27 protein-coding genes are annotated in these 26,692 nt (G+C 31.5%); 16 read left to right on the plus strand and 11 right to left on the minus strand.

The window, feature by feature from the left end; all coding sequences use genetic code 11:
* Window positions 1-38 precede the first annotated feature (38 nt).
* Window positions 39-224: a hypothetical protein gene (locus N7277_RS08855; protein ID WP_274779205.1), complete on the plus strand. Its 186-nt coding sequence runs from the start codon at window positions 39-41 to the stop codon at window positions 222-224.
* A 108-nt stretch (window positions 225-332) separates the two neighbouring features.
* Here N7277_RS08855 and N7277_RS08860 read toward each other — a convergent pair whose 3' ends face one another.
* The 5 genes from N7277_RS08860 to N7277_RS08880 are packed head-to-tail and all read right to left on the minus strand — an operon-like array spanning window position 333 to window position 5,406.
* Complete coding sequence (locus tag N7277_RS08860) at window positions 333-1,454, minus strand: hypothetical protein (RefSeq protein ID WP_274779206.1); 1,122 nt, start codon at window positions 1,452-1,454, stop codon at window positions 333-335.
* 55 nt (window positions 1,455-1,509) lie between these two features.
* Entirely contained in the window at window positions 1,510-2,229 is a 720-nt protein-coding gene (locus tag N7277_RS08865; RefSeq protein ID WP_274779207.1) for an ABC transporter ATP-binding protein, read from the minus strand.
* A 5-nt stretch (window positions 2,230-2,234) separates the two neighbouring features.
* Window positions 2,235-3,452: an ABC transporter permease gene (locus N7277_RS08870; RefSeq protein ID WP_274779208.1), complete on the minus strand. Its 1,218-nt coding sequence runs from the start codon at window positions 3,450-3,452 to the stop codon at window positions 2,235-2,237.
* Window positions 3,449-4,663 carry an ABC transporter permease gene (locus N7277_RS08875; protein WP_274779209.1) on the minus strand — a complete coding sequence of 405 codons (1,215 nt, stop codon included), beginning with the start codon at window positions 4,661-4,663 and terminating at the stop codon, window positions 3,449-3,451. The genes N7277_RS08870 and N7277_RS08875 overlap by 4 nt, the downstream gene beginning before the upstream one ends.
* Entirely contained in the window at window positions 4,660-5,406 is a 747-nt protein-coding gene (locus N7277_RS08880) for an outer membrane lipoprotein-sorting protein (protein WP_274779210.1), read from the minus strand. The genes N7277_RS08875 and N7277_RS08880 overlap by 4 nt, the downstream gene beginning before the upstream one ends.
* 1,117 nt (window positions 5,407-6,523) lie before the next feature.
* Here N7277_RS08880 and N7277_RS08885 point away from each other — a divergent pair.
* The 4 genes from N7277_RS08885 to N7277_RS08900 all read left to right on the plus strand — a co-directional run bounded on the left by N7277_RS08885 (window position 6,524) and on the right by N7277_RS08900 (window position 9,133).
* Window positions 6,524-7,198 (plus strand): helix-turn-helix domain-containing protein, encoded by a 675-nt coding sequence (locus tag N7277_RS08885; protein ID WP_274779211.1) that lies wholly within the window; start codon window positions 6,524-6,526, stop codon window positions 7,196-7,198.
* Between the two features lie 480 nt (window positions 7,199-7,678).
* Window positions 7,679-8,152, plus strand: coding sequence for a hypothetical protein (locus N7277_RS08890; protein WP_274779212.1), 474 nt, complete (start codon window positions 7,679-7,681; stop codon window positions 8,150-8,152).
* 23 nt (window positions 8,153-8,175) lie between these two features.
* On the plus strand, window positions 8,176-8,520 hold the full coding sequence (locus N7277_RS08895) for a phage holin family protein (protein WP_274779213.1): 345 nt from the start codon (window positions 8,176-8,178) through the stop codon (window positions 8,518-8,520).
* 169 nt (window positions 8,521-8,689) lie between these two features.
* Complete coding sequence (locus tag N7277_RS08900; RefSeq protein ID WP_274779214.1) at window positions 8,690-9,133, plus strand: DUF2147 domain-containing protein; 444 nt, start codon at window positions 8,690-8,692, stop codon at window positions 9,131-9,133.
* Between the two features lie 32 nt (window positions 9,134-9,165).
* Here the strand turns inward: N7277_RS08900 and N7277_RS08905 are convergent, their stop codons facing one another.
* Complete coding sequence (locus N7277_RS08905; RefSeq protein ID WP_274779215.1) at window positions 9,166-10,938, minus strand: AMP-dependent synthetase/ligase; 1,773 nt, start codon at window positions 10,936-10,938, stop codon at window positions 9,166-9,168.
* 121 nt (window positions 10,939-11,059) lie between these two features.
* Between N7277_RS08905 and N7277_RS08910 the strand changes: the two genes are divergently transcribed.
* From N7277_RS08910 to N7277_RS08920, 3 genes are all read left to right on the plus strand, one after another.
* The gene (locus N7277_RS08910) at window positions 11,060-12,202 is read left to right on the plus strand and encodes an acyl-CoA dehydrogenase (RefSeq protein ID WP_274779216.1); all 1,143 of its coding nucleotides are present in this window, start codon (window positions 11,060-11,062) and stop codon (window positions 12,200-12,202) included.
* A gap of 90 nt (window positions 12,203-12,292) precedes the next feature.
* Window positions 12,293-13,360: a DUF2891 domain-containing protein gene (locus N7277_RS08915; protein ID WP_274779217.1), complete on the plus strand. Its 1,068-nt coding sequence runs from the start codon at window positions 12,293-12,295 to the stop codon at window positions 13,358-13,360.
* Between the two features lie 207 nt (window positions 13,361-13,567).
* A complete protein-coding gene (locus tag N7277_RS08920) occupies window positions 13,568-14,113 on the plus strand; it encodes an energy transducer TonB (RefSeq protein ID WP_274779218.1) in 546 nt (181 codons plus the stop codon).
* Window positions 14,114-14,166: 53 nt separating this feature from the next.
* Here the strand turns inward: N7277_RS08920 and N7277_RS08925 are convergent, their stop codons facing one another.
* The 3 genes from N7277_RS08925 to N7277_RS08935 form a co-directional block, all read right to left on the minus strand.
* The gene (locus N7277_RS08925; RefSeq protein ID WP_274779219.1) at window positions 14,167-15,336 is read right to left on the minus strand and encodes a DUF4349 domain-containing protein; all 1,170 of its coding nucleotides are present in this window, start codon (window positions 15,334-15,336) and stop codon (window positions 14,167-14,169) included.
* A gap of 179 nt (window positions 15,337-15,515) precedes the next feature.
* The gene (locus tag N7277_RS08930; protein ID WP_274779220.1) at window positions 15,516-17,111 is read right to left on the minus strand and encodes a peptide chain release factor 3; all 1,596 of its coding nucleotides are present in this window, start codon (window positions 17,109-17,111) and stop codon (window positions 15,516-15,518) included.
* A 194-nt stretch (window positions 17,112-17,305) separates the two neighbouring features.
* A complete protein-coding gene (locus N7277_RS08935; RefSeq protein WP_274779221.1) occupies window positions 17,306-18,139 on the minus strand; it encodes a T9SS type A sorting domain-containing protein in 834 nt (277 codons plus the stop codon).
* A 274-nt stretch (window positions 18,140-18,413) separates the two neighbouring features.
* Here N7277_RS08935 and N7277_RS08940 point away from each other — a divergent pair, with 274 nt between their 5' ends.
* The 4 genes from N7277_RS08940 (at window position 18,414) to N7277_RS08955 (ending at window position 21,727) form a co-directional block, all read left to right on the plus strand.
* Window positions 18,414-19,253 (plus strand): CPBP family intramembrane glutamic endopeptidase, encoded by an 840-nt coding sequence (locus N7277_RS08940; protein WP_274779222.1) that lies wholly within the window; start codon window positions 18,414-18,416, stop codon window positions 19,251-19,253.
* Between the two features lie 46 nt (window positions 19,254-19,299).
* Window positions 19,300-19,869 carry an RdgB/HAM1 family non-canonical purine NTP pyrophosphatase gene (rdgB, locus tag N7277_RS08945; RefSeq protein ID WP_274779223.1) on the plus strand — a complete coding sequence of 190 codons (570 nt, stop codon included), beginning with the start codon at window positions 19,300-19,302 and terminating at the stop codon, window positions 19,867-19,869.
* 107 nt (window positions 19,870-19,976) lie between these two features.
* Entirely contained in the window at window positions 19,977-20,891 is a 915-nt protein-coding gene (locus N7277_RS08950; protein ID WP_274779224.1) for a ribonuclease Z, read from the plus strand.
* Window positions 20,892-20,959: 68 nt separating this feature from the next.
* Window positions 20,960-21,727 (plus strand): TIGR02757 family protein, encoded by a 768-nt coding sequence (locus tag N7277_RS08955; RefSeq protein WP_274779225.1) that lies wholly within the window; start codon window positions 20,960-20,962, stop codon window positions 21,725-21,727.
* Between the two features lie 9 nt (window positions 21,728-21,736).
* Here the strand turns inward: N7277_RS08955 and mgtE are convergent, their stop codons facing one another.
* Complete coding sequence (mgtE, locus tag N7277_RS08960; RefSeq protein ID WP_274780823.1) at window positions 21,737-23,086, minus strand: magnesium transporter; 1,350 nt, start codon at window positions 23,084-23,086, stop codon at window positions 21,737-21,739.
* Window positions 23,087-23,219: 133 nt separating this feature from the next.
* Here mgtE and N7277_RS08965 point away from each other — a divergent pair, with 133 nt between their 5' ends.
* The gene (locus N7277_RS08965) at window positions 23,220-23,747 is read left to right on the plus strand and encodes a coiled-coil domain-containing protein (RefSeq protein WP_274779226.1); all 528 of its coding nucleotides are present in this window, start codon (window positions 23,220-23,222) and stop codon (window positions 23,745-23,747) included.
* On the opposite strand, the gene rsmA is transcribed toward N7277_RS08965, so the two are convergent.
* Window positions 23,744-24,517 (minus strand): 16S rRNA (adenine(1518)-N(6)/adenine(1519)-N(6))-dimethyltransferase RsmA, encoded by a 774-nt coding sequence (rsmA, locus tag N7277_RS08970; protein WP_274779227.1) that lies wholly within the window; start codon window positions 24,515-24,517, stop codon window positions 23,744-23,746. The two genes, N7277_RS08965 and rsmA, sit on opposite strands and share 4 nt — an antisense overlap.
* Window positions 24,518-24,606: 89 nt before the next feature.
* Between rsmA and N7277_RS08975 the strand changes: the two genes are divergently transcribed.
* From N7277_RS08975 to N7277_RS08985, 3 genes are all read left to right on the plus strand, one after another.
* Entirely contained in the window at window positions 24,607-25,506 is a 900-nt protein-coding gene (locus tag N7277_RS08975) for a cell division protein FtsX (protein WP_274779228.1), read from the plus strand.
* A 12-nt stretch (window positions 25,507-25,518) separates the two neighbouring features.
* Window positions 25,519-25,794 carry a DUF3098 domain-containing protein gene (locus tag N7277_RS08980; protein ID WP_274779229.1) on the plus strand — a complete coding sequence of 92 codons (276 nt, stop codon included), beginning with the start codon at window positions 25,519-25,521 and terminating at the stop codon, window positions 25,792-25,794.
* Window positions 25,795-25,871: 77 nt separating this feature from the next.
* A complete protein-coding gene (locus N7277_RS08985) occupies window positions 25,872-26,687 on the plus strand; it encodes an undecaprenyl-diphosphate phosphatase (protein ID WP_274779230.1) in 816 nt (271 codons plus the stop codon).
* Window positions 26,688-26,692 lie beyond the last annotated feature (5 nt).

The following is a 26,692-nucleotide window of genomic DNA, read 5'->3' on the forward strand; positions in this document are numbered from 1 at the left end:
GTATCATATTCTAATAAAAAACAAATACGAAGATAAAAATGATAGACTTTATTTTTGGCTTTTTCGGATTATTTATCAGACTTGCTTTTGTGTATAAGTTTGATTTAAAAAAAATGAACGCAAATACCTCTCCTGAACAAAGTCATAAAAACACAATAGCAGGATTACTTTTGATACCTATCGTAATTATTATTGGAGTTATAGTGTTTTTTATAGAAAAATAAAGAATAACTCTCTGAATTTTTAACATCGTTTGAGATAAATAAAAAGCCAACTTTAAGAGTTGGCTTTTTTTATAGATATTGCTATTTTAATTTTCGTATAAATAACTTTTAAAAACTCCATCGTCCTCTTACGAACACTTGTGTTGCAAGGTTATGATAAGATTGATTTTCTTTTGCAAAGAAAGATTGTGCTGTAAAATCTAAGTCAAAATTATTGGCGACGTTCCAAAGATAAGTTGGGACAATAATCAGCGTGTTTTTCTCAGGAGAATAAATAAAAGAACAACTTACCGTAGAAATAGGAGAGATGGTTTTCATGACCATACTATGGAAATTATACCTGAAAGGGAAAAGTGTTTTGGCAGAAAGCTGACTGCTAAATACATTGCCTGAAAACAAAGAAAAATCAGAAGGATTGCTATTGTATAACGCTGATACAGAAACATACCAATCATTTTTGAAAGTCTGGTCAGCCATCAGTGAAATACTGAAACTTTCTTTAGAAATCAGTGTGTTTTCTTTTGGGATAAAGTAGCTCCATTCTCCTTTGAAACCTGCGTTTTTAATGTTTCCAGCCCAACCACCACCGATGACATAATCGGTATTATAGATTCCTGCTAAAAACTGAAAATCATATTTCCATTTATTGAATTTATAGAGTAAAGCAGCAGTATGCTCGTCTTTGGTTTTGCCAGGTTTATAGGCCAATTCCAGAGAAGCATTTTCTTTTACATTTCGTTCAATGCGTATTGCATCGTTACCTGGGCGTTCTTCATAATCAAAATCTAAAAAATTGTAGGCATTAAAAATATCATTAGGATTCCAGACATTGTTAATTCCCCAATTGATGCGCTGTCTTCCTAGAGTGATGTTCCAATTATCATCTGCATAATTTATTAGAAACCTATCAATTTCTGAATGTGCTACCAAAGATTTTTCATCTATCCACACTTTAGAAAGATTGAAAAGTTCATTATTCTGACGAAGCAGTTGGCTGAAATCTGGTGTTAATTTGACTTGTTCACCAAAGAAAACACGGTTTCTGATTTCTAACCTTGCTGTCCAATTTGTAGAAATATTGTATTTAAAATTCAATCGGTTATGAAGTAGACTTGCAGATGCATTATCATCAATATCTCCCATGAAAAGAGTGCTTTGCATTCCTTTCACATAGCCTTTCAGTTCTAATTTTGAAGGTATAGAATCTGTTTCCTGTCCGATAAGACTCATCGAAAAGCTATAAAAAATAAGAAGCCATATGTATTGATAATAACGCATTTGAGCTTTATTTTTCGGCGGTTTCGTGTATGATAGCAGTTTCTGCGGTGTCTGCTACAATTTTTCCATCTTCTAAGGTAATCACTCTTCTTGCTCTGTTGATGACTCTTTGGTCATGGGTAGAAAAAACAAAGGTCATGTTTTCCTCCTGATTCAGTTTGAGCATCATGTCTAATAAATTTTCAGCAGACACGGAATCTAAATTGGCGGTAGGTTCATCTGCTAAAATAAATTGAGGTTTTGGAGCGAGTGCCCTAGCTACAGCAACTCTTTGCTGTTGACCACCTGATAATTCTTGAGGTCTTTTATTGATTTTGTCTTCCAATCCTATCTGTTTTAAAAGTTCCAATACACGCTTTTCTGTTTCATTTTTTGGTCTTTTCTGCAGTAGCATGATGAATTCTATATTTTCTTTCGCAGTAAGCACTGGGATGAGATTGTAAGACTGAAATACAAAACCTATGTTGTTTAATCTAAAATCAATGAGCGCATTTCCTTTGAGTTCTGTAATATTCGTTCCATTAATTTCCACAAAACCTTCAGAAGGATTGTCTAAACCGCCAATCATATTCAGCAGTGTGGTTTTTCCTGAACCAGAAGGCCCTTTAATTGCGGTAAATTCACCTCGTGCAATATGCAGATGTACATGGTTTAACGCATATACAGGAATGGTTTTCTCATCGTATATTTTCGATAAATTATGCGCGTCTATTACTGTTTCTTTCATAATAGTTACTTTTTAAGAGCTTGGGCTGGATTTAATTTCAAAGCTCTTCTTGCTGGGAATAAAGCGGAAATTAAAGCAGTGAGAACCACCAACCACAAAACAGTTTTAATTTGATTAAAAGTGAGAGAAGGGTAGATGATGGCATCATACCCAAAGCTAGAATAAGTGTCAGAATATCTACTTAAATCTATTCCTGTATGTTGGGTTATCGTTACAGAAATGGCCGCTAAAATAATTCCGATAGGACAGCCTGCCAGAATCAAAAAGAGCGTTTCCAAGAGAATCATGATAAAGATTTTAAATTTATTCATTCCCAATGCGAGCAGCATTCCTATTTCTCTTGTTCTTTCTAAAACCGCCATCATCATGGTATTAACAATTCCGAAAGTCAGGGCAATTAAAATAATTCCCATGAAAATAAGCGTCATTTGGTCTCCCACAGAAATGGTTAAACCAAGCTCTGGAACGATTTCTTTCCAAGTTTTAATTTCTGTATTGGGAAAATTTTGACTAAATTTTTCTTTGCTTTTATCTAAATATTCGTTGGATTTTAGTAAGACTGCAATTTCATTAAAAGCGTTATCTATTCCCGCCAAAGAATCTATAGCTGTATTTTTCACAAAAACATTGCTTTCATCATAAGGCCCGTTGATGGTTTTATAAATGGCAACCACTCGAAAAGCTTCTGCTGCGAGATTTCCTTCCTTGTCCTGAAAAGTTAGAATCGCTTTTTTATGAAGTTGTAACTTTAGTTTTTTTCTGATTTTTTCGCTAATGATAATTTCATTGGTTTTATCTGGATTAAAATATTTCCCCTCTATAATTTTACTATCCAGCTTGGTGATGGTATTTTCTATTTTAGGCTCTACACCATTAATGGTAATACCACTGCTTCCTGATGCTGAAGCCATCATTCCTTTGATGATGACACGACCAGTCACTGCTTTTACTAAAGTGTCTTTTTTAATGGACTGAAGCATTTCTTGACTTTTGGGCAAGAAATATCTGATGTCGTGATCATTTCTAAATTTTGGATGATGCAACTGAATGTGAGAAACTTCTTTGCCAATTGCAGAGTTGATTCGCTGTTCTATCATCCCGTTATAAAATGCAATCAAAAAAGTTCCTGCCCACAAACCAATGCTTACCGCAGAGATGATAATGAGACTTCTTTTTTTGTTTCTCCAAAGATTACGACTTGCTATTTTGATAAGCATTTTCATTTTTTCATCGCTTTTACTGGATTTAGACTATTCACAAACCAAAGTGGATACAATCCTATCAACAATGCCATTACCATAACAATTAGCGATTGATTGATAAAGATATTGACATCTACTTCTGTAGGAAATATTGCCTCAAAACCAAACTGTTCATAGCTTTTGGCCAAATCTCCGGTTAATTGCATCGGATTTTTTTTAAGATAAGCAGTCACGGGAAAACTCAAAAGCATACCTAGCAGAATTCCGCACAATGTAATCAATACGGTTTCGCTCCATAAAATTATTTTCAGTGTAGATTTTTTCATGCCAATGGCAAGGAGCATTCCGAATTCAAACGTTCTTTCTACCGTCATCATCATGATGGTACCAAACAATCCGAACCCTATAATCAAATACAATATACCCGAAAAAATATAGAAGGAAAAACCATCTGCTTTGATATGATTCGCTACATCTGGCATGAGTTCTTGCCAAGTCATGACTTCATATTCTTTTCCGATGCTGTTTTCTAATTCTTCAGTTAGTTTTTCTGCATTTTTGGGATTATCAATTCCCAAAGAAAGAGTTGTTAAGCGGTTTTCGGCAGTTAAAAAATATTGACAAGTTTTTAGAGGCAAATACACAAAATTATCATTCATTTCTGGCGAAGCTAAATGCAGAATGCCTTTTACGTGATATTTTCCTGCAGCCATTACTTCCTGGTAACCCTGTCCGTATAAGACAATGGTGTCATTGACTTTCAGTTGCAGTCTTTTGGCTAAGCCTTCGGAGAGCATGACTGCTTCGTCATTATTTTTAAAATAAGTGCCTTTGATGATTTTATTTTGTAATTGGGTTAAACGGCTTTCTTTATCGGTATCTGTTCCTATGAGTACACAACCTTTGGTTATATTTTTATTAGACGCCAAAACAAAAGTCTCTAAACGAGGAACAATTTCGGTAACCGCTTTATTTTTTTGAAGTTTTGTAAAAAGTTGAGCATCTTCTGTAAAACTATTTTCTAAAATTTGCTCGTCCCAATATCCTTTTTGATGAACTTGCACATATCCAGTGTAATAATTAACCACGTTTTTAATTAAATTATTGAAAACCCCTTCCTGAAGAGATTGCATGAGAATTGCAAACAGCACTGCAAAAGCAATAGAAGCAATGGTGATCAATGTTCGACGACTGTTTCGCCAAAGATTTCTCCAAATTAATTTGGCTATCATTTTACTTTCGTTATATTTTGAGTACTAAAGAACTGGTCAGTAATAGGAGTGTCAAAAATTAAAGACTTGTAGGTTAATATGGTTTTGTTGCCTTTTTTATCCGCTGGAATCATTTCCATTTTCGCAGGGAGTAATTTTCCTCCAAGCATTTTAACATCGCTGCAATGCATGGTGTTCATGAGTTTTCCATCTTCATCAAAATATTCTGCATGAAGCATCATATAATCTTTTTTGTCGATAGAGAGTATTACTTTTCCCCAAACTACTGCCGATTTAGGTTTAGGAATTAATTGAATTTTGTAGCAATTTCTCCCATCTATTTCAATATCTTCCAGAAAAGTATGATTGTAATCTTCTAAAATTGAAGCTTCTTTTACCAAGTCATCATTGGTAAAATCTGTTCCCATCCAGCTTTGGCTCATCATAGAAGGCGGCATTTTAATGTTTCTTTCGATGGATGGAACCCAATTCCATACTTCTTTTTTCTTTTTTAGAAAGACTACACCTTTTTCCTTTGCTGGGGTTAGTACCAAAATCATGGTTAAATCATTTCCTTTAGTCCATGCTTTTACAGTCATTTCTCGAGTCCAATTAGGACGAATGGTCTGGATTGAAATTAAAGCAACGGAAGTATTTCCTTTGGCTTTTTCGTCAGCTTTTTTGACAATAGATTTGGCGTCCTGTGCTAAGATTATACATGGGAACAATATAAGGAAAACGAATATTGATAGGATATTTTTCATTTTCGCCTATTTAAATTGTTACAGAATTATAACAGTATCATCAAAGTTAACAAAATAAAATGAAAAATAATATAATTTAATTGACATTTTTAGCTGATTTTCAGCAGATTAAAAGTTACGAAAACGATGTAGTAACTTTATTTGTGACATTGAAAAAATTGTTAAAATTTTGCAGCGTCAAAAACAACGTTGTATAAATCATGTAGAAATGTTAAAATACCAATTTTTTTAAAAATTTTATTCTTTTTATAAGACTTTATTGCATAATTAAACAGTCATTTAATAAAAACATGTTATTTGTCATATTTTATAGAAAAATTGTTAAACATAATGTTAATTTTTATTAACTTTATAGTAAATAATAAATTATTATTATCAATATTTAGTTAATAATTAATAATTTTTTACAAAATTCAGAATTTAACAAATATGTAAGTTTTTAAAAAACAGTTAGTTATTAAAAATTTAAGATAAAGACACTTAATTATTGTTTTTTAATGGATTAGATATCAATTATTAAAATAAATTTGACGTCTTTAAATTTTAAAAAATTATTAGTAAAGATCATTTAAAGGAAATTATTAAACTTATTATAAACTTATTATAAAAATTATTTGTTCCTCTCCCTAAAATTGAGCAAATATCTATTTCATCGTTTGTGTTTGTTTTGTGTGTTTTTATGGGGGAGGTTTTTTTTAATAAGTATTGAGTATAAAGATTAATTGTTATTTGCAATTAAAATAAACTTCAAAAATTAATTTTTAGATTATTTAATTCACAACAGCAAGTAACATAGTTCTCCAGTTCTTAAGTAATTTGAGGCTGGAGATTATTTTCAGAGATAATTTTTAAATTATATCACAAAGACTAATAACTAACAGAGTGTTAATTTTTATATTCAGATTATATGTCTAGTAATTATTTAGTTTTTAGAAAGATTATCTATCTGATTGTCTCTTTTTCTACAATTAGTACTGAAAACCCATGTGAATCTATTCTTCAAAAAGAAAATCTGTATTCGTTTGCACAAAAAAAAGTAAATAGTTTTTCTACTTTTAAAGAGTCTATTTATCAATATACCCATCATTCTTCCTTCAGTAATATCAAAAACTGGAAGATGACAAATTTTACTTTTTTACAAGACTCATCTGTAAATGACATCGAAAAAAAATATAATCCTATTTTAGTAAAACATTTCAATGATAGTTTTCACAGAATAGAGTATAACATCAAAAGAAATACTGTATACTTTAATATTCTCATCTATTTTTTAATTTATTATTTTTATTGGGATCTCTCAATAAAAATGAGAAGGTTTAAAGTATTTGATTTGTCATCATCTCTCAATCAGATATTTTCAGAACAAAAAGTACAACCAACAATTAGAATTATTCAAAACGATTCTATAAATGATTTAACCGAAAAATATATTCTCAATGGTTTAAAAAATTTCGAGGAGAAAACTATTTTTCTACAAAAGAATATTACTTTAGGAAAGTTAGCTACAGAATTAGACACTAATGTAAAATATTTATCTATTGTAATTAAAAAGCACAAAGCAGAAAACTTTAACAGTTACGTTAATAAACTAAGAATTAATTACATTACTCAGAAATTGGAAAATGAAAATAACTTTGTAAAATATAAAATAAGTCATTTATCTGATTTATGCGGTTATTCTTCGCCAGCAGCTTTTACCAAGTCTTTTACAGAAATCATAAAAACAACTCCTTCAGAATTCATCAGAAATATAAAAAAGAAGAGAAATGAAGTAGAATTAGAAACAGTATAAATAGGTAGTGATTTCTCTTTAATTAAATGTTTTTCCGAATTTGACAAATATAAAACTTTTTTATCCTAATAAGAATATTTAATTTTATCAAATCAGTAACTAACATACCGTTACTGAAAATTTCAACTACTAAAAATAAACAATTAATATAAAATTATTGAATTTTAAATTGCCTTCTCCCTTCTAAAGTTAGCAAATATATATTTCATCGTTTGTGTTTGTATTTTTTTGGGAAAGGCTTTTTTAGGTTTTTCACTTTTCATATAATTAAATTGTTATTTGCAATTAAAATATAACTTCATATAATTTTAATTTTTAATTAGCACATGCAAATAACAAATACTTCTCCAGTTCTTAAATACAATTTAAGACTGGAGAGTTTTTTTTCAAGCAAGAAAAATTTTATATTTCTGTAATGAAGAAATTCATTAGAAACATTGATTTTTAATCTTTTAAATTTTATTAACTTTAAAAGAAAAAATGAAATCTCTTCTTTCTTTATTAATTACTTTTTCCTTTTTGGTTTCTTGCCATAATAAAAGTTCTGAAAACACATCAGAAATTTCTAAAACGGATACTATTCTTCAAAAAAATGGGCAATTACTTACTTATACTGTATACAAAAAGCCTCTCCTTAAAATGAAAAGAGACCGTAGTGAATACAGTGAAGCTTATCAAAAAAGAATTGCAAAGTTGGTAGAGTATTACTTAGATAAAAACAACCAAAATGCGGTACAATTTCAACTCAAAAATCCAGAAGCTCATTTGGGGTATTCTACAGAAGAAACCGAGTGGGAAGGCGTGAAATATACCCAAATTGGACTTTTTACCAAAGGTAAAACCAATATGAAAACTTTTCAATGGCTTTTTTACAACACCAAGACACAAGAACTTTATGAATTTGATGTTCCTAAAAATACTCCTATCTTATTTTCTTATCAAAAAAATAACTAAATTTACTATCAAAATCACCAATTATGAACACTATTATCAAACTCATTATTACTGCTGTTGTGGCTTATTTATTGCCTAACATCTTAAGCGGAGTACATGTGACTACCTTTTCTGCCGCAATTATTTTTGCCATCGTATTAGGACTATTAAATTTATTTGTAAAACCCATTTTAGATTTATTTTCATTTCCTATTACATTGCTTACTTTAGGATTATTTGCTTTGGTTATTAATGCTATTATTATTCTTTTGGCAGATTATTTTACAGACGGCATTCAGATAGAAGGATTTTGGTGGGCTATTATTTTCAGTATTGCCTTATCTATTATTACTTCTATTTTAGAAAATATTTTCATAAACAAAGAATAAGATTAATTTTCTAAAAAACATTATAAAAAAACCTCAATTCCTTGAGGTTTTTCTTTTTACTAAAAACTTTGTAAATACTATATAAAATTTTGTAAAATATTTTCTAACTGGCTTTCTCATCTTTACAAAACATTAAAAACAACCCATTAACCTTTTAAATTGTAAAGACATGAGTAGAATATTCTTTATTTTATTATTTCTGATTTTTGGAAAGATAAATGCTACCCATCCTAATGATGTTTTAGGTACATGGATGAGTGTAGACAACAGTGTAAAGGTAAAAGTTTATAAAGTCAACAACCAATTCAGAGCTAGAATCATTTGGTTTAATCATCTTTTAAGCGAAAGCAAAAAACCAATGCATTTGTCATTAGATATTCATAATCCTAATCCCAACCTTAGAAACAGAAAAATTCTAGGTATGGAGATTTTAGATGGTTTACGTTATGATGTCCAAAAAAAAGAATGGGTTGACGGAAAAATATACGATGCTTCTAGTGGTAGATATTGGAACTCTAGCGCTAAATTACTTCAAAATGGAATATTAAAAGTTCGTGGATTCTGGAAAGCAGAATGGATAGGAAAATCTATTTCATTTAGAAAAGTAACATAAAAAAAGACCTCTAATTGTGAGGTCTTTTTGTTTTATGCTCTATCATATAATCTTTCATAAAGATTAAAGAATTTTTCTTTTACTGCTTTACGTTTTAGTTTCAAAGTAGGAGTAAGCAATCCATCTTCAATAGTCCAAAGAGTAGGAGTAAGCTCTATTTTCTTAATTTGTTCCCATTTTCCTAAAGTAGCATTCAGCAATTCTATATCTTTCATAATTCTTGCTTTTAGTTCAGGAGAACTAGCCATCTCTTCTGGAGTTTTTCCAATTTTAAGATTTTTTCTTTCTGACCAAAGTTTAGCAAAAGCATAATCTGGCTGAATTAAAGCACATGGCATTTTTTCGCCATCACCTACTACCATAATTTGCTCAATAAATTTAGAACCTTTCGCTAAATTTTCTAAAACCTGAGGCGCTACATATTTACCACCAGAAGTTTTGAACATCTCTTTTTTACGGTCTGTAATGTGTAAGAAGCCTTCTTCATCAATATGACCGATATCTCCCGTCATGAAGTAACCGTCTTCCGTAAATGCTTCTTTGGTTTTTTCATCGTCTTTATAATATCCTTGGAAAACAGAAGGCCCTTTTACAGTAATTTCTCCATCTGCTTGGATTTTTACATCTAAATTGTCTAAAACATGACCTACCGTTCCTATTTTCACTCTTTCGAATGAGTTTACCGCAATTACTGGAGAAGTTTCTGTAAGGCCATAACCTTCTAAAATAGGAATACCCGCACCATGGAAACTTCTATTAAGTTTACTAGATAAAGCAGCAGAACCACTTACTAGAGTGATCATATTGCCTCCTAAACCTTCTCTCCACTTAGAAAACACCAATTTATCCGCAATTCTATGTTTTAGAGATTTTGGTTTTTTGATGTCATAATTTTCAAGCAATGATAGTGCCCAGTAGAAAATTTTAGTTTTTAACCCTCCTGCAGCAGCACCTTTGTCTACAATCTTATCATATACTTTTTCTACCAATCTTGGTACTACAGTCATGTAATGAGGTTTAACTTCTTTTACATTATCCCCAATTTTATCTATACTTTCTGCAAAGTGAATTGAGAAACCATTGTACATGAACAAATAAGAAATCATTCTCTCAAAAATATGACAGATTGGTAAAAAGCTTAATACTTTAATATCTGTATATTCTAACTTCCAATTTCTAGGAATTCTGTGGTCAGAAGCCAATACGTTAGAAACAATATTTCTATGAGTAAGCATTACTCCTTTTGGTCTACCAGTAGTTCCAGAAGTATAAATTAAAGTTGCTAAATCATCTGGTTGAATTGTTCTCGCAATGTCTTCTACTTCTTGTTGATTGTCATCATTTTCTCCCAAATCCAGCACTTCCTTCCAGTTTGGAGCTCCAGGAATGTCATCAAAAGTAAAAATTCCTTTCAAACTTTCTACTTGAGGTTTTACTTGAAGTAATTTTTCGTACAAATCTTTATCCGAAACAAAAACATATTTTATTTCAGCATTGTTAAAGATGTAAATGTAATCTTCAATAGAAATGGTAGGATATACAGGAACATCTATTGCACCGATTTGCAAAATTCCCAAATCCATAATGTGCCATTCTGTGCGGTTATTAGAAGAAATAAGCCCAATTTTATCACCTGGCTTAATCCCTAATTTTAACAATCCTCTGGAAATTTTATTTCCTTGACTCACATATTCTTTTGTAGAAGTTTTTGTCCAAACTCCATTATATTTGGTCACCAATGCATCTTCTTTCGGGAATTTATATAATGCATGATGAGCAAAGTCAAACAATCTTGTAACTGACATACTTTACGGTTTTTGATTTTTGTAAAAATAATACTTTTTCTTAATTAACAAATAGTTAATATCAATTTTCGTGGAAATCCTTAAAAAATGTATATTTACGGCAAATAATTTTAATACAAAAATGGATTTTAATTTAACAGAAGAACAACTGATGATTCAGCAAGCAGCGAGAGATTTCGCGCAGACTGAACTTTTGCCTGGCGTAATAGAAAGAGACGAACACCAGAAGTTTCCTTATGAACAAGTAAAGAAAATGGGGGAATTAGGATTCCTAGGAATGATGGTAGACCCTAAATACGGTGGAGCAGGAATGGACAGCGTTTCTTACGTTTTAGCAATGGAAGAGATTGCAAAAGTAGACGCTTCTGCAGCTGTAGTAATGTCAGTAAACAATTCTTTGGTTTGTGCTGGTCTAGAAAAATTCGCTTCTGAAGAACAAAAACAAAAGTACCTAGTTCCTCTAGCAAAAGGTGAAGTAATCGGTGCTTTTGCACTTTCTGAGCCGGAAGCTGGTTCTGATGCTACCTCTCAAAAAACAACTGCGATTGATATGGGAGACCATTATCTATTAAACGGTACTAAAAACTGGATTACCAATGGTGGAAATGCTCAATATTACATTGTGATTGCACAAACTGATGTAGAGAAAAAACACAAAGGAATCAATGCGTTCATCGTAGAAAAAGGATGGGAAGGCTTCGTAGTGGGTAAAAAAGAAGAAAAATTAGGAATTAGAGGTTCTGACACGCATTCATTAATGTTTACAGACGTAAAAGTACCTAAAGAAAATAGAATCGGTGAAGATGGATTTGGTTTCAATTTTGCAATGGCGGTTCTTAATGGTGGTAGAATTGGTATCGCTTCTCAAGCATTAGGTATTGCCTCTGGAGCTTATGAATTGGCACTTAAATACGCTAAAGAAAGAAAAGCTTTCGGTACAGAAATCATCAATCACCAAGCAATTGCCTTCAAATTAGCAGATATGCATGTAAATATTATGGCTGCAAGAATGCTTTGCTACAAAGCTGCTGCTGAAAAAGACGCTGGTTTAGACATTTCAGAGTCTGGAGCAATGGCAAAACTTTATGCTTCTCAAGTAGCGATGGATACTACCATTGAAGCTGTTCAAGTTCACGGTGGATACGGTTACGTAAAAGAATATCACGTAGAAAGAATGATGCGTGATGCTAAAATCACTCAGATTTACGAAGGAACTTCAGAAATTCAGAAGATTGTAATTTCTAGAAGTATTGCTAAAAAATAATTGGCAAATTCTTTTCAAAATATTAAAGTCGGACAAGCAATTGTTCGACTTTTTATTTTCATATTTATCAAATTTTCATACTTTTATTCAATGAAAAAATTAAGTCTTTTAGTCGTATTGTTTTCCTTAAATCTTTCAGCGCAGATTCCTACGCTTACTGATGAAATTGCGTTTCAATTATCGGAAAAACCTGTGCATTGCATTAATCAAGAATACCCCAATAAAACTGCACATGTCATCAATAATGAAATTGATGTAAAACTGACTCCCAAAGAATTACACCCTAGCTTTTATGGCTGTTTTGATTGGCACTCATCCGTTCATGGACATTGGATGCTGGTAAAATTACTCAAAGACATACCATTTCTTAAAAACAGAGAGGAAATTATTCGCATTTTGGATGGTTCTTTTCAAGCCGAAAAAATAAAAACAGAAGCAGAGTATTTCAATAAATATCAAGTGGCTAAAGGTTTTGAGAGAACTTATGGCTGGGCTTGGTTGCTTCAATTAGACGCAGAATTGGCCAATTGGGAAAATCCACAAGCGAAAACTTGGCATCAGAATTTAAAACCATTAACCGATGAAATAGTAAAACTTTGGAAAGAATATCTACCCAAACAAACATATCCGAATAGAACAGGAGTTCATCCGAACACAGCCTTTGCACTAAGTTTTGCAATAGACTGGGCAAGAACGGTTGGCGAAAAAGATTTTGAAAACCAACTCATCGAAAAAGCAAAATATTTCTATCTAAAAGACGAAAAAACGCCAGCTTATTTAGAACCAGACGGAAGTGATTTTTTCTCGCCAAGTTTAGAAATCGCTGATTTAATGACCAGAATTCTTCCGCAGGATGAATATGTAAAATGGTTTAATAAATTCTACGAAAAAAGAAGTATTGAAAATATTTCTCAGATTCCTGTAATTTCGGATATTAATGATTATCAAACAGTTCACTTGGTTGGTTTAAGTTTTACTAGAAGTTGGTGCATGAAAAATATTGCTCAAGTTTTACCTAAAAATCACCGATACAAAAAACATTTTGAAGAAACATCTGCTAAATTTTTAGAAAATGCTTTGCCATTGGTTTTTAAAGGAAATTATGGTGGTGATCATTGGCTAGCGAGTTTTGCGGTGTACGCGATGAGTAATAAATAATAAACTATAAATAACCATGAAACCAAAAAAACATTCTCTCTTTTTCTATTTTTTACAGCCTTTTTAAATGCTCAAATTTTAGATGAGTTTCCAAAAAATCAAAATTTTTACAAAGGCGGATTACAAGAATTATATAAGGATATCAACACAATTGCTTCAGAGAAAAAACTTTCTTCTTGTGATAAAAAGGAGATTTATCAAGCAAAATTGCTATTGACCAAGGAAGCCAAAATAAAATTTATCACTGATTTTGACTCTGCCAATATCAAAAAAAACAAATGTGCATACAATTTCACTTTAGAAGTTCTGAGAGAACTGAGACTTAGTGACAAGTGGATTTCTGCGAAAATTAAAGATCAAAATTTTGATTCAATTGTTAGATTATTTTTTGTTCCCAATCATTTGCTAGATAAATACACAAAAAATTATACCCCCGAAAAATTTTACATTCCTATAACTTACAAAGGTGGAAAAAAATTGATGGATAAGGATATTCATGATAATTTTATGTCTATTTTTAACGATTACCATGTTAACGGAAACCTTTTTTTAGATTTTGTTGTTGACGAAAATGGTGAAATCCTTAATCCTATTGTTTCACCTAAAATAGATAATGAATCATTTAATAAAGATATTGTTCGCTCCATCAATAGAACAAAAGGAAAATGGAATCCCGCTATATTAGATGGCGTTCCTGTGAAATCTAGAATTACTATCCCTCTAAATTTTTCAACATCTTTCTATGAAAAATAACAAAAAGGCCGTTCATTTTTTGAACAGCCTTTTTACTATATCTTAATTTCTCATTACTCTTTCGGCATATATTTAGAAATATCGTCATCTTTTTTATTTTCCTCAGTATTAGTTGGTGAATTTTGAGATATTTCTTCTGATGGTGTTTTTAATGCTTCTGCTGCTTTTATTTTTTCTTTTTCTATAGCGAGTTGTCTTTGGAATTCTTCTTCGCGTTTTTTCTTATTTCTTTTTGCCACAAAATACCAAACAATTCCAGCAATCAAGAAAATAGGCCAAAACGGAACGAGTGCTAAAAATAAACTTCCCAAAACTGCAAATCCTTTCATAAATGCATTAGAAGATTTATCTACGAAAGTTTCGTCTTTTTGTTCATCATTAAGAATGTTTAAATCTTCTGAAGTTTTATTAAGGTCTGGGGTGTTATCTACTAAAGTCAATTCCACATCGCACATTTGGCTCCCTACATAATCTTTGCCTTCTACTTCTGTGTTTTTAGATTCTACATTACCCAGATTGCTCATTTTATTAACCAATTCATCAAAATTGCTTAAAGGAACTTTTACCGTAACATATTGTTTGGCAATTCCTTCGTTTTCGGTATAATTTTCTGTAATTACATCTGCTTTATAAACACTTAAATCCTGATTCAGAATTGCTTTTGCAGCAGCCAAATCTTCTACAGAAACTTGCAGTCTAATCGTTTTAGCAATAGGATAGAGTTCACGCTGAGGGATAGGTTGTTTCTGTACTTGATTTTGATTTTGAACTTCTGGCTCTGGTTGGTTTTGAGTATTATTTTGTGAAGTTTGTTTTAATATTTTATCCGCTGTTTCAGCAATTACTGCAGCTGCATTATCACCGCTTTTTATAGCGTTATTTGCGGAGTCTATGGCTTTTCTAATATCTTGAGCTTGTATGTTTTTATGATTTAATTTTTTAAAAACCTTGTTGATAGAATCAATATTAACATTACCGTTTTTAATCGCTTCTTCTATAATTTTTTTATGTTTATTAAGCTCTGGAGCAATTACTTTTCCTACAGTACTGTTAGAATCATTTACAATTTTAGATATAGTATCGATGGTTTGATAACTTTCTTTTGCTTGATTAAAAAGACTATCTGCGGTTTTAAAAGAATCTGCAGTTTGCTGAATATCGGTTTTATTACATGCAACCAAAAATAGAGTAGCGGTAAAAAGACTAAAAATTGTTTTCTTCATTTTAATAGTTTTGTTGATGCCAAACTTAATACAAAAAATGTTCCTTAAAAGTAAGGAAAAATTCATATTTCTATTAAAATAATCAAAATCAATGAATTGTAAAATAAATTTGAAAGTTTTTACAAAAAAAATCTCCAAGTTCCCTTGAAGATTTTTAGATGTTTTATTTAAACTTATGATTATTTCGCGTTATTCCATTCACTGATGAAGTGCAGTTTGACATTCGGGAATTTTTCTTGAGTCATGTGAATAGTGAAAGCAGAATCTGCCAAAAATACCAACTGACCATGATTATCTCTTGCCATAAAACGCTGTTTTAATCTTGCAAATTCTTTGAATTCATCAGATTTTTCGTCGGCTTCTATCCAACACGCTTTATGAATTCCAATTGGCTCATAAGTACATTTTGCACCGTATTCATGCTCTAATCTGTATTGAATTACTTCGTACTGAAGCGCACCTACTGTTCCAATAATTTTTCTACCGTTCATTTCTAGCGTAAATAATTGCGCCACACCTTCATCCATTAATTGGTCAATACCTTTAGCCAATTGTTTTGCTTTTAATGGATCATCATTATTGATATAACGGAAATGTTCTGGCGAGAAGCTAGGAATTCCTTTGAACTGTAATTTTTCTCCAGCAGTTAAAGTATCACCGATTCGGAAACTTCCTGTATCGTGTAAACCTACAATATCTCCAGGGAAACTTTCGTCTACCACTTCTTTTTTATCTGCAAAGAAAGCATTCGGCGAAGAAAACTTCATTTTTTTACCTTCTCTTACTAGAAGATAGTTTTCATTTCTCTTAAAAGTTCCAGAAACAATTTTCACGAAAGCCAATCTATCACGGTGTTTCGGATCCATATTAGCGTGAATTTTAAACACAAATCCTGTAAAATTCTTCTCTTCTGGTTTTACCAATCTAAGGTCAGATTCTTTGGGTTGAGGCATTGGCGCAATTTCTACAAACGCATCTAGCAATTCTCTCACTCCAAAATTATTCAAAGCTGAACCAAAAAACACGGGTTGTTGGTCACCAGAAAGATATTGTTCTCTGTCAAATTCTGGATAAACAGATTCTATGAGTTCTAGTTCATCTCTTAAAGTAGCAGCAGCTTTTTCACCGATGGTTTCATCTACTGAACTGTCATTAATATCATTGATGACGATGGTTTCACCAACTTTTTGTTTTTTTTCTTCTAAAAACAACTGAATGTTTTTCTCCCAAATATTATAAATTCCTTGGAAATCACTTCCCATACCAATCGGAAGAGAAAGCGGAACCACTTTTAAACCTAATTTTTGCTCAACTTCATCCAGCAAATCAAATGCATCTTTACCTTCACGGTCTAATTTATTGATGAATACCAACATCGGGATTTTACGCATTCTACAAACTTCCACCAATTTTTCAGTTTGCTCTTCCACACCTTTTGCTACGTCTATTACTACAATTACAGAGTCTACCGCAGTAAGCGTTCTATACGTATCTTCCGCAAAATCTTTGTGACCAGGTGTATCAAGAATGTTGATTTTCTTTCCTTTGTATTCAAATGCTAAAATAGAAGTTGCTACTGAAATCCCTCTCTGTCTCTCGATTTCCATAAAGTCGGAAGTTGCTCCTTTTTTGATTTTATTTGATTTTACGGCACCTGCTTCCTGAATAGCTCCCCCGAAAAGAAGTAATTTCTCCGTCAAAGTGGTTTTTCCAGCATCTGGGTGAGAGATAATCCCGAAAGTTTTACGTTTTGATATTTCTTGTAATAAACTCATTTCTAAATTTTGAAGTTGCAAAAATCGTGAATTTTTGCGAAAATTCCCATAAAGTTAAAAGAATTACTTGGAATTTTTATTTTGACTCTTATTTTAAGGTTATATGTAGAAGATTTCCGCTTCAATGATAAAATATTTAAGTAAAAAAAAACTGCCCAAAATTTTTGGACAGCTTTATATTGGAATTATAATTTTTAATTTTTAATGAATTTTGTGTTATAAGTGCCTATTTCAGTATATATTTTAACAAAATAATTTGCCTTGTTGAGATTTTTAACATCAATTTTATTAAAATTCTGTTTAATATCAATTAATTTTTTACCACTGGCATCATAAATTTCGATTTTTTTAACCTTGTAAGGAGAATCTACATTGATGGTTTCTGTTGCAATGCTAGGAAATACTTTAATTTTATTAAGCTTTTCTTTTAAATCATTTGTACTCAGAAAAGATGAGTCTTTAACCCAAGTAAAGGCGTCAAAACTAGCATACTGATAATTACCACCAAGAGTTATTTGGAGTTCATCAATCACAATATTAGAATAATTTTGTCCATTAAGATTGGTTAAATCTATAAGAGTAAAACCATTTGTAACTGTATATTGTTTGTTAAAACCAGATGTTTTGGTTTGGCTATATTGAGTTACTCCAGCTCTTTTCCCAGTTATGGTAACTGTTCCTACAACATTAATATTTGTTGTAGCATCTGCAGCATACAACCAGAATTTATTTACTTTAAACAAATTTGAAGTCGTCTTAATACTAAAAGATGAACCTGCTGATTGGTTACCCGAACCACTATTATCAATATATGCATTATCATTAGCCGTTCCACTCCATCCTGTGCCTGGAAAATCCGCATCAATAGAATAGCTATTAACGTTTGAAATGATATTGAAAATCACTCCGTTATCTGTGAAGCTAGTACTTCTGTTAGTTTCTGTCTCAAAAACTTCTGTTGAACTTTGAGCTTTGTAAAAATTCAGTGTAAAGAAACTGATTAAAATAAAAATGTAAATTTTCTTCATAAACAATAATTATAGTTATTTTGCAAAAGTAAAGTTATTTTATTAATTATGTTAAATTTGTGAAACTTTAATATGCTAACCCTAGATTATCAAGAAAGAGTTAGAACATATTTTTAAATACCATTTTTTAAGTTTCATCAAACATTGCGATGACATTAATAACAAAACAATTTAGATTTTCTGAAATTTTAAAGTACTCACAAAAAAATAATAAAGAATTTATTAAAAGTATTGTTTCTTTGCTAGAAAACTAAATGGACCAATTTTTTTGCTTATGAATAAAAATAATTCAAAATACAGAAATTATATTTTTGATTTCAAGGAGGCTACAGCTTTATTTGCTGGACTATTTATTGGAATTATGGTTTTAGGCTTATACACGCTTTTTGCTTATTTTATTCTTAAACAAGGCTATGCAGAAATCCAAAGCAGTATGGTATTTTTCATCGTGAGTTATCTCTGTACTGTTCTTTTTCCGATTATAGGTTTTGATGTTTTCGTGATGAAAAGTCAAGGAAAAAAACTCAATTTTAACATGCAAACCAGACCTTTTCATGTTTACCTTATGATTTTTCCTATGATGCTGGGAATGATGCTGGTTTCTGAATTTTTAGTTACTAGAATTCCAATTGAAGGGGAGTTTTTTGGTCCTTTGTACGATCAAATGTCTAATGCTTTTAGTACTATCGCAACTGATACTGCGGGAATTTATCTTCTTACTGTACTTTTTGCACCAGTATTAGAAGAAATTCTCTTTCGTGGAATTATCCAAAAAGGATTGATTAATAAAGGTATAAAACCAGCAAAAGCAATTGTTTTTTCAGCTTTAGCCTTTGGAATTTTTCATCTTAATCCTTGGCAAACAGTCAATGCATTTTTATTAGGATTAGTTTTAGGATTGGTATATTATAAAACTAAATCCTTATTAATGCCCATTTTATTGCATGGTTTTAATAATTTTATTTCTGCCTATTTATTACTAAATGGAAACTCAGAAAGTGTTACAGAAAACTTACATCTTCCTGAATATTATGGTCTTATAGTAGGAATTGTACTTTTATTTGTTTCTTATTATTTATTCATGTACCGAAATAGAATTTATTACAGAGAATAAACGCTAAAAATTTAAAAATTACAAACTTTATATTTAATACTACCTAATGGAAATCCTCGTTGCCACGCACAACTTACACAAAAAAGAAGAAATTCAACAAATTTTAGGAGAAAAATACCACATTACTTCTCTTACCGATTATCATATTCACGACGAAATTATAGAAGACGGAAATTCTTTTCATGAAAACGCCTTGATTAAAGCTAAATTTTGCTTCGAAAAAACTGGAAAACCGAGTTTAGGAGACGATTCTGGATTAGTTGTTCCAGCGCTTGATGGAAGACCAGGAATTTATTCTGCTCGTTATGCTGGGAATCATGATTTTGATAAAAATATGGCAAAAGTTCTAGAAGAAATGCAAAACAAAAATGACAGAGAAGCTTATTTTATTACGGTTTTATGTTTGTATAAAGAAGATGGAGCAGAATACTTTGAAGGTAGAGTGTATGGGGATTTAAGCACAGAAAAAAGTGGAAACAAGGGTTTTGGTTATGACCCGATTTTTATCCCCAAAAATCATGAAATCTCTTTTGCAGATATGCCTGCTGAACAAAAAAATGCCATGAGTCACCGCAAAAATGCTTTAGATAAATTTCTTGCATTTTTAGAAAAATAGAAATTGCAAAAATTAAAAGATTTATAAACCATTATAACTTTTGCTATTAGAATAATTTTCACGAAATTTGCAGACTTTAAACCTCTAAAAATCATCATTTAAGCATTTTGAGCACCTATTTAACAATTCTCGGATTTAACTCAGCTATTCCTACCGTGAAATCCGCACCTACTGCGCAATTTCTAGAAATGGAAGAGCGTTGTTTCCTCATTGATTGTGGTGAAGGGACACAAGTTCAATTGAGAAAAGCTAAAGCCAAATTTTCTAGAATTAATCATATTTTTATATCGCACCTACATGGTGACCATGTTTTTGGTCTACCAGGTTTAATTTCTAGTTTTAGACTTTTGGGCAGAGAAACTCCACTTCACGTTTACGGTCCGAAAGGGATTAAAGAAATGATGGAAACAATTTTTAGAATTACCGAAACGCACCAAGGTTTCGAAGTGGTTTTTCATGAACTTTCTTCTAAAAAATCTGAAAAAGTCTATGAAGATAATAGAGTAGAAGTTTTTACCATTCCATTAGATCATAGAATTTACTGTAACGGCTATCTTTTTAAGGAAAAACCAAAAGAAAGACACCTAAACATGCAAGAAATTTCTAAATATCCTGAGATTGAAATTTGTGACTATCATAATTTAAAACGTGGCAAAGACCTTCAGTTGAGTGATGGATATATTCTAAAAAATGAAGACTTAACAAAACCTGCAGAACCTTCTGTTTCTTATGCTTTTTGTAGTGATACAAGATATTTAGAGAGCATTATCCCGATTATTAAAAATGTAGATGTATTGTATCACGAAGCTACTTTTTTACACGATTTAAAGGAAATGGCAGACTATACAGGTCACACTACCGCTCTAGAAGCGGCGAAAATCGCTAGAAAAGCCAATGTTAAAAAATTAATTTTAGGCCATTTTTCTAATCGTTATAATGACTTATCAGTTTTCTTGAATGAGGCTAGTGAAATTTTCCCTGAAACCTATCTGCCACAGCAATTAGAACCTGTAAAAATTTAAGATTTTTCGATTGACAATTTATACAAGAAAAGATTACTCATATCAATCATCCATTATCATTTATAAAAATGAACGAGCAAGAAATCTTTGAATTTCTCAATCAAAAAGCGGGACAATATAATCATGTAGATTTTATTGAATTGGACCCTATTTCTATTCCGCATCAGTTTTCATTGAAACAAGACATAGAGATTTCTGCTTTTTTTGCTTCTACCATTGCTTGGGGAAATAGAAAATCTATTATTACATCTGCTCAAAAAATCATGAATTTCATGGGAAATTCTCCGTATGATTTCGTGATGAATGTTACCCAAAAAGATTTCAAAAAATTAGAAAATAAAGCCGTTCACAGAACTTTTTCAGCCGAAGATTTTCAAAAGTTCATTTTAAATTTAAAAAGTGTTTATTCTGAATTTGAAAGTTTAGAAAACTTATTTCTTTTAAAAGCAAACGAAGAAAATTATTGTCACGCTATCGAAAGATTTAGAGCTCGTTTTTTAGGAAAAACCCCACACAGAAGCCATAAACACGTGAGTTCACCGTATAAAAATTCGGCTTCAAAAAGATTGGTCATGTTTCTAAGATGGATGGTTCGCCAAGATAAAAAAGGCGTAGATTTTGGCATTTGGAAAAACCTTTCTCCTCAATATTTATCTATTCCATTAGATGTTCACACTGCTAATATTTCAAGAAAATTAGGAATTCTACAAAGAACTCAAAACGATTGGAAAGCAGTAGAAGAACTTGACCAAATCATCAGAAAATACAATCCAGAAGATCCTGCGGTATACGATTATGCGCTTTTTGGCATTGGAGTTTCTAAGGAATTATTATAAAAAATATTTCTAAATGTGAAGGAGTGCTTTTGCGATAGCAAAGTAGATTAAAACTCCTAAAATATCATTAGAAGTGGTGATAAACGGACCAGTAGCAATTGCGGGGTCTATTTTATTTTTCTCCAGAACAATAGGAACAATGGTTCCGATAATTGCCGCTACCATAATTACTGCCAAAAGAGAGAGAGAAATGGTCACAGAAACCATCAAATCATTATGATTAATCAATAAATTAAAACCAAAAATAATTAAAGAAAGTATCATTCCTGATGCTGCAGAAACGCTTACTTCTTTGAATAAAGTCTTAAAAGTATCTTTCCCTAAAGTGTTATTCGCTAAACCTTGTACGATAATCGCCGAAGCTTGAACCCCAATATTTCCCGCTGTTGCTGCAATTAGCGGCACGAAAAACATCAAAGCAGGAATGTCATGCATAGCGGTTTGATTGCTTTGCAATACTCTAGAACCAATTAAACCACCTACCATTCCAATGAATAGCCAAGGTAATCTCGCTTTAGTTAAATGAAAAATGGTGTCACTAGAGTCTACGTCTTGAGAAATCCCCGATGCTAACTGGTAATCTTTTTCTGCTTCTTCTGTAATAAAGTCGATGACATCATCTACCGTAATTCTTCCAACTAATTTTCCTAACTTATCTACAACTGGGACTTCGAACAAGTCATATTTTTGCATGAAACGCGCAACTTCTTCAGCAGATTCTGTATCTTTAACGTATTGAATTTTAGAATTATAAACATCTAAAACTCTAGTAGAAGATGAAGTGGTTAATAATTTTTTGAGACTTAATAAACCGAGTAACTTTTCTGAATCATCTACTACATAAATAGAGTAAACTTCTTCCATCTCTTCGGCTTGTTTACGCATCTCTTTGACGGCAGAAATGATTGAAAGATTTTGATTTACTTTTACCAATTCGGTAGCCATTAAACCTCCTGCAACATCTTCATCATAACGCAAAAGTTCTACAATATTCTGTGCGTGCTCCTCATCATTTAAGTGCTGAATAATTTCATCTTGTTGATATTCAGGTAATTCCGCAATAATATCTGCTGCGTCATCGGAATCTATTTCGTTGATGATATTATCTGCAATTTCTTTGGTAGAGAAGTTTCTCAGGAATTTTTTACGCTCGTCTTCGTCAATGTAGAGTAGTACTTCTGCAGAGAGCTCGTTATCCATAATTTCGTAAAGAAATTTTTGATCTTCTTCTTCTAGAATTTCAAAAATATTGGCAATATCTACCGCTTCCACTTCCGAAATAGCTTCAGAAACAGCTTTTACATTTCTTTCTTCGATGAGAAATTGTAAGGTGTGAGATATTTTTTGCTCTTCAATCACAGAAATTAATAGGGATAAAAAGTTAGAATTTTTGCAAAAATACAAAATAAGAGTTCAAAAATTCGCATTAATAATCATTAAAGTCAAATTTTAGTCGATTTTTAATCGTAATTTTGTCAAAAAATTAAGTAAAATGAAGTTAAGAGATATCAAAACAGAAAATAGTACGATGCTAGATAAGATGGCAGACAGCGTTATCAGTTGGATTGGTTCTACCGCTTCATTGGTCTTTCACACTATATTATTTATTGTCAGTTTTTTACTTCCACTTTTCAAAGTGGTAGAGTTCGAAGAAATGCTTTTGGTTCTCACTACGATTGTGTCTTTGGAAGCAATTTACTTGTCTATTTTCATTCAAATGTCTGTGAACAAAAGCAATAAACACATAGAAGTGATTAAAGAAGATGTAAACGAAATTCAGGAAGACATTGATGAAATCCAAGAAGACATCGATGAAATTCAGGAAGATATTGACGAAATTCAAGAAGACATCGACGAGATTGCTGATGATGAAGACGAAGATGAACACAAAGAAAAAGCTCAAAAAGTAATTCTCAAGAGCAATGTTTCTAATAATAAGCAAGAAATCAAGGAACTAAAAGCTAAAATTCACGACTTACAAGCAAAATTAGAAGATCTTATTCAGAAAGATTTTAATTAATTTTCTGCAGCTTTCCATTCTTGAGTAAAGTTGATAAAATCTTCTACACTCAGTTCTTCTGCACGTTTATCCATAAAAGTATGAGATTTTAACACTTCTGGAATATCTAGAGATTTTAGTGCATTGCTCAGTTTTTTCCTTCTTTGGCCAAAACCCGTTTTTACAATTTGTTTGAAAAGAATTTCATTTCCTTCTAAACCTTCTTTTCTATTTCTGGTGAGTTTAATTACACCTGATTTTACTTTTGGAGGTGGGTTGAAAACATTTTCGTGAACGGTAAACAGGTATTTTACATCATAATAAGCTTGAACCAAAACCGACAAAATGCCATAATCTTTAGTTCTGGGAACCGCAGCTGTACGTTCTGCCACTTCTTTTTGGAACATCCCTACCATTTCTGGAATCTGCTGATAATTTTCTATAATCTTAAAAAGAATCTGGGAAGAAATATTATAAGGAAAATTGCCAATTACCGCAACTTCTCCAGAAAAAACATCACCTAAATTAATTTTGAGAAAATCTCCTGTAAAATGCTTATTTTCAAGTTTTTGATAATGTAATTTCAGATATTCTATGGATTCTGTGTCTATTTCTGCAACGTAAGTTTCTGTAGGTTTTTCGAGGAGATATTTGGTTAAAACACCAGTTCCAGGACCTACTTCTAGTACATATTGATACGGTTGAAAGTCAAGACCTTCTACAATTTTTTTGGCAATATTTTCATCAGTTAAAAAATGCTGACCAAGATGTTTTTTTGCTTTTACGTTCAAAATTTTTAAGATTTTTTAACACAGTTTTGTGTTTGTTCAGGGGCAAATTTCGGAGTTTTTTTTCTATTTTAGCAGAAAATTTTTTATTGATGGCAAAATTAGCAGAAGATTTAAACAAGAAAAGGCTCCGTTCTAGCAACATTACCGTATCAATTAGTATTGCATTGGTATTATTTTTAGTAGGACTTTTTGGGTTGATATTGATAAATGCTCAAAAATATTCGGATTATATCAAAGAGCAATTGGTAGTAGAAGCTTATTTTGATGATTATATAGACCCTAGAGATTCTGCCAAAGCAGAACAGTTACAAAAGGTAACTTACGAAAGAATAAAATTGCAGCCTTTTGTGAAAAAAGCTAAATTTATTTCTAAGCAAGAAGCTACAGAACTTGCCAAAAAACAATTGGGTATAGAAACAGATGCACTTTTTGAAGGAGATATTTTCCCACCATCTGTAGAAGTTACTTTGAAACCAGAATATGTAGACCCTGCAAAAATAAATGATGTTGTAAAAAAACTGAATGAAGTAGAAGGGGTAAAAGAAGTGAAAAACGACAGTAAATTGACAATTGAAGTTTACAATAACCTCAATAGAATTTTGACTTGGATTTTGGCCTTTTCTATCTTATTCTTAATCGTAGCAATGGTGTTGATTAACAATTCTATTCGTTTAAAAATATTTTCTAAACGTTTCATTATCAAAACAATGCAATTGGTAGGTGCAAAACGCAGATTCATCCTAAAGCCATTTGTAAAAGAAGCAGTGATTTTAGGAATCATCGGTGCTATTATTGGTTTAACAGCTTTATTCACGGGTTGGTATTTCTTTACCAGCGAAATCGGAACTCCATTTGTACAAGATACCAATCAATACGTTTGGTTAGTAGCAATCGTTTTTGGTGTAGGTATTCTAATTACCGTAATCAGTACTGTTTTTGCTACTTGGAGATTCTTAGCATCTAGTGTAGATGATTTATATTACTCATAGAAAAATTATAAAATGTCTAAAAAACAAAATATAGAAAAGTCTGAACCACAGCACAATCCTTTTTATTTTGGCAAAAAAAATTATCAACTCATGTTGATAGGATTGGCTTTAATTTTAGCAGGATTTCTCTTAATGCTTGGTCCAGATGCCAATACTGTTAACGGAAAACTAGATCCTAATACTTGGAATGAAGACATTTTTTCCATCAGAAGAATCAGAATAGCGCCGCTGTTAGTGATTGCTGGATTTATAGTTCAGGTTTTCGCTATTCTTAAAAGAAACAAATAAAAACATTTAAAAACTAAAGAATTAAAAGATTTGAATTGGTATTTGAATCTTTTAATTTTTTTATTACAATACAGTTTATGGATTTAATCAGAGCAATTATTATTGCAATTGTAGAAGGACTTACTGAATATTTGCCAGTTTCTTCTACTGCACACATGATTTTCACGAGTTCATTTTTTGGAATTCAAGAAGATGAATTTGTTAAAATGTTTCAAGTTTCTATTCAGTTTGGAGCCATTTTAGCGGTAGTCTTTTTGTATTGGAAGAAATTTTTTGATTTTAAAAACATCAAATTCTATTTAAAATTAGGAGTAGCCGTTTTACCAGCTTTGGTCCTAGGGAAATTATTTGATGATAAAATAGAAACAGTTTTAGAAAAACCTATTCCCATCGCAGTAGTTCTTATTTTGGGTGGTGTTATTTTACTTTTTATCGACCAAATTTTCACCAAACATACGATAGATGATGAAAAAGATATCACTTTCAAAAAAGCATTAACGATTGGTTTTTGGCAATGTCTAGCAATGATGCCAGGAACGAGTAGAAGTGCGGCTTCTATCATTGGTGGAATGCAACAAAACCTCACCAGAAAAGCTGCAGCAGAGTTTTCATTCTTTTTGGCAGTTCCTACGATGTTAGCGGTTACTGCTTATTCTATTTTCTTAAAAGATTGGAATCATAATGGTTTGGTACAAAAAGGATATGAAATGATTTTTGCCACTCCAGAAAACACGATGAGTTTTTTCGTGGGAAATTTGGTAGCATTTGTAGTAGCTGTTATTGCAATTAAATTTTTCATTGGCGTATTGACCAAATACGGTTTCAAACCTTGGGGTTGGTACAGAATTATCGCGGGGATTTTATTGCTGATTTATTTTGGTTGGGTAAAATAATTTCA

Origin of the sequence: Cloacibacterium sp. TD35, assembly GCF_028864635.1 — a bacterium.
Classification (GTDB): Bacteria; Bacteroidota; Bacteroidia; order Flavobacteriales; family Weeksellaceae; genus Cloacibacterium.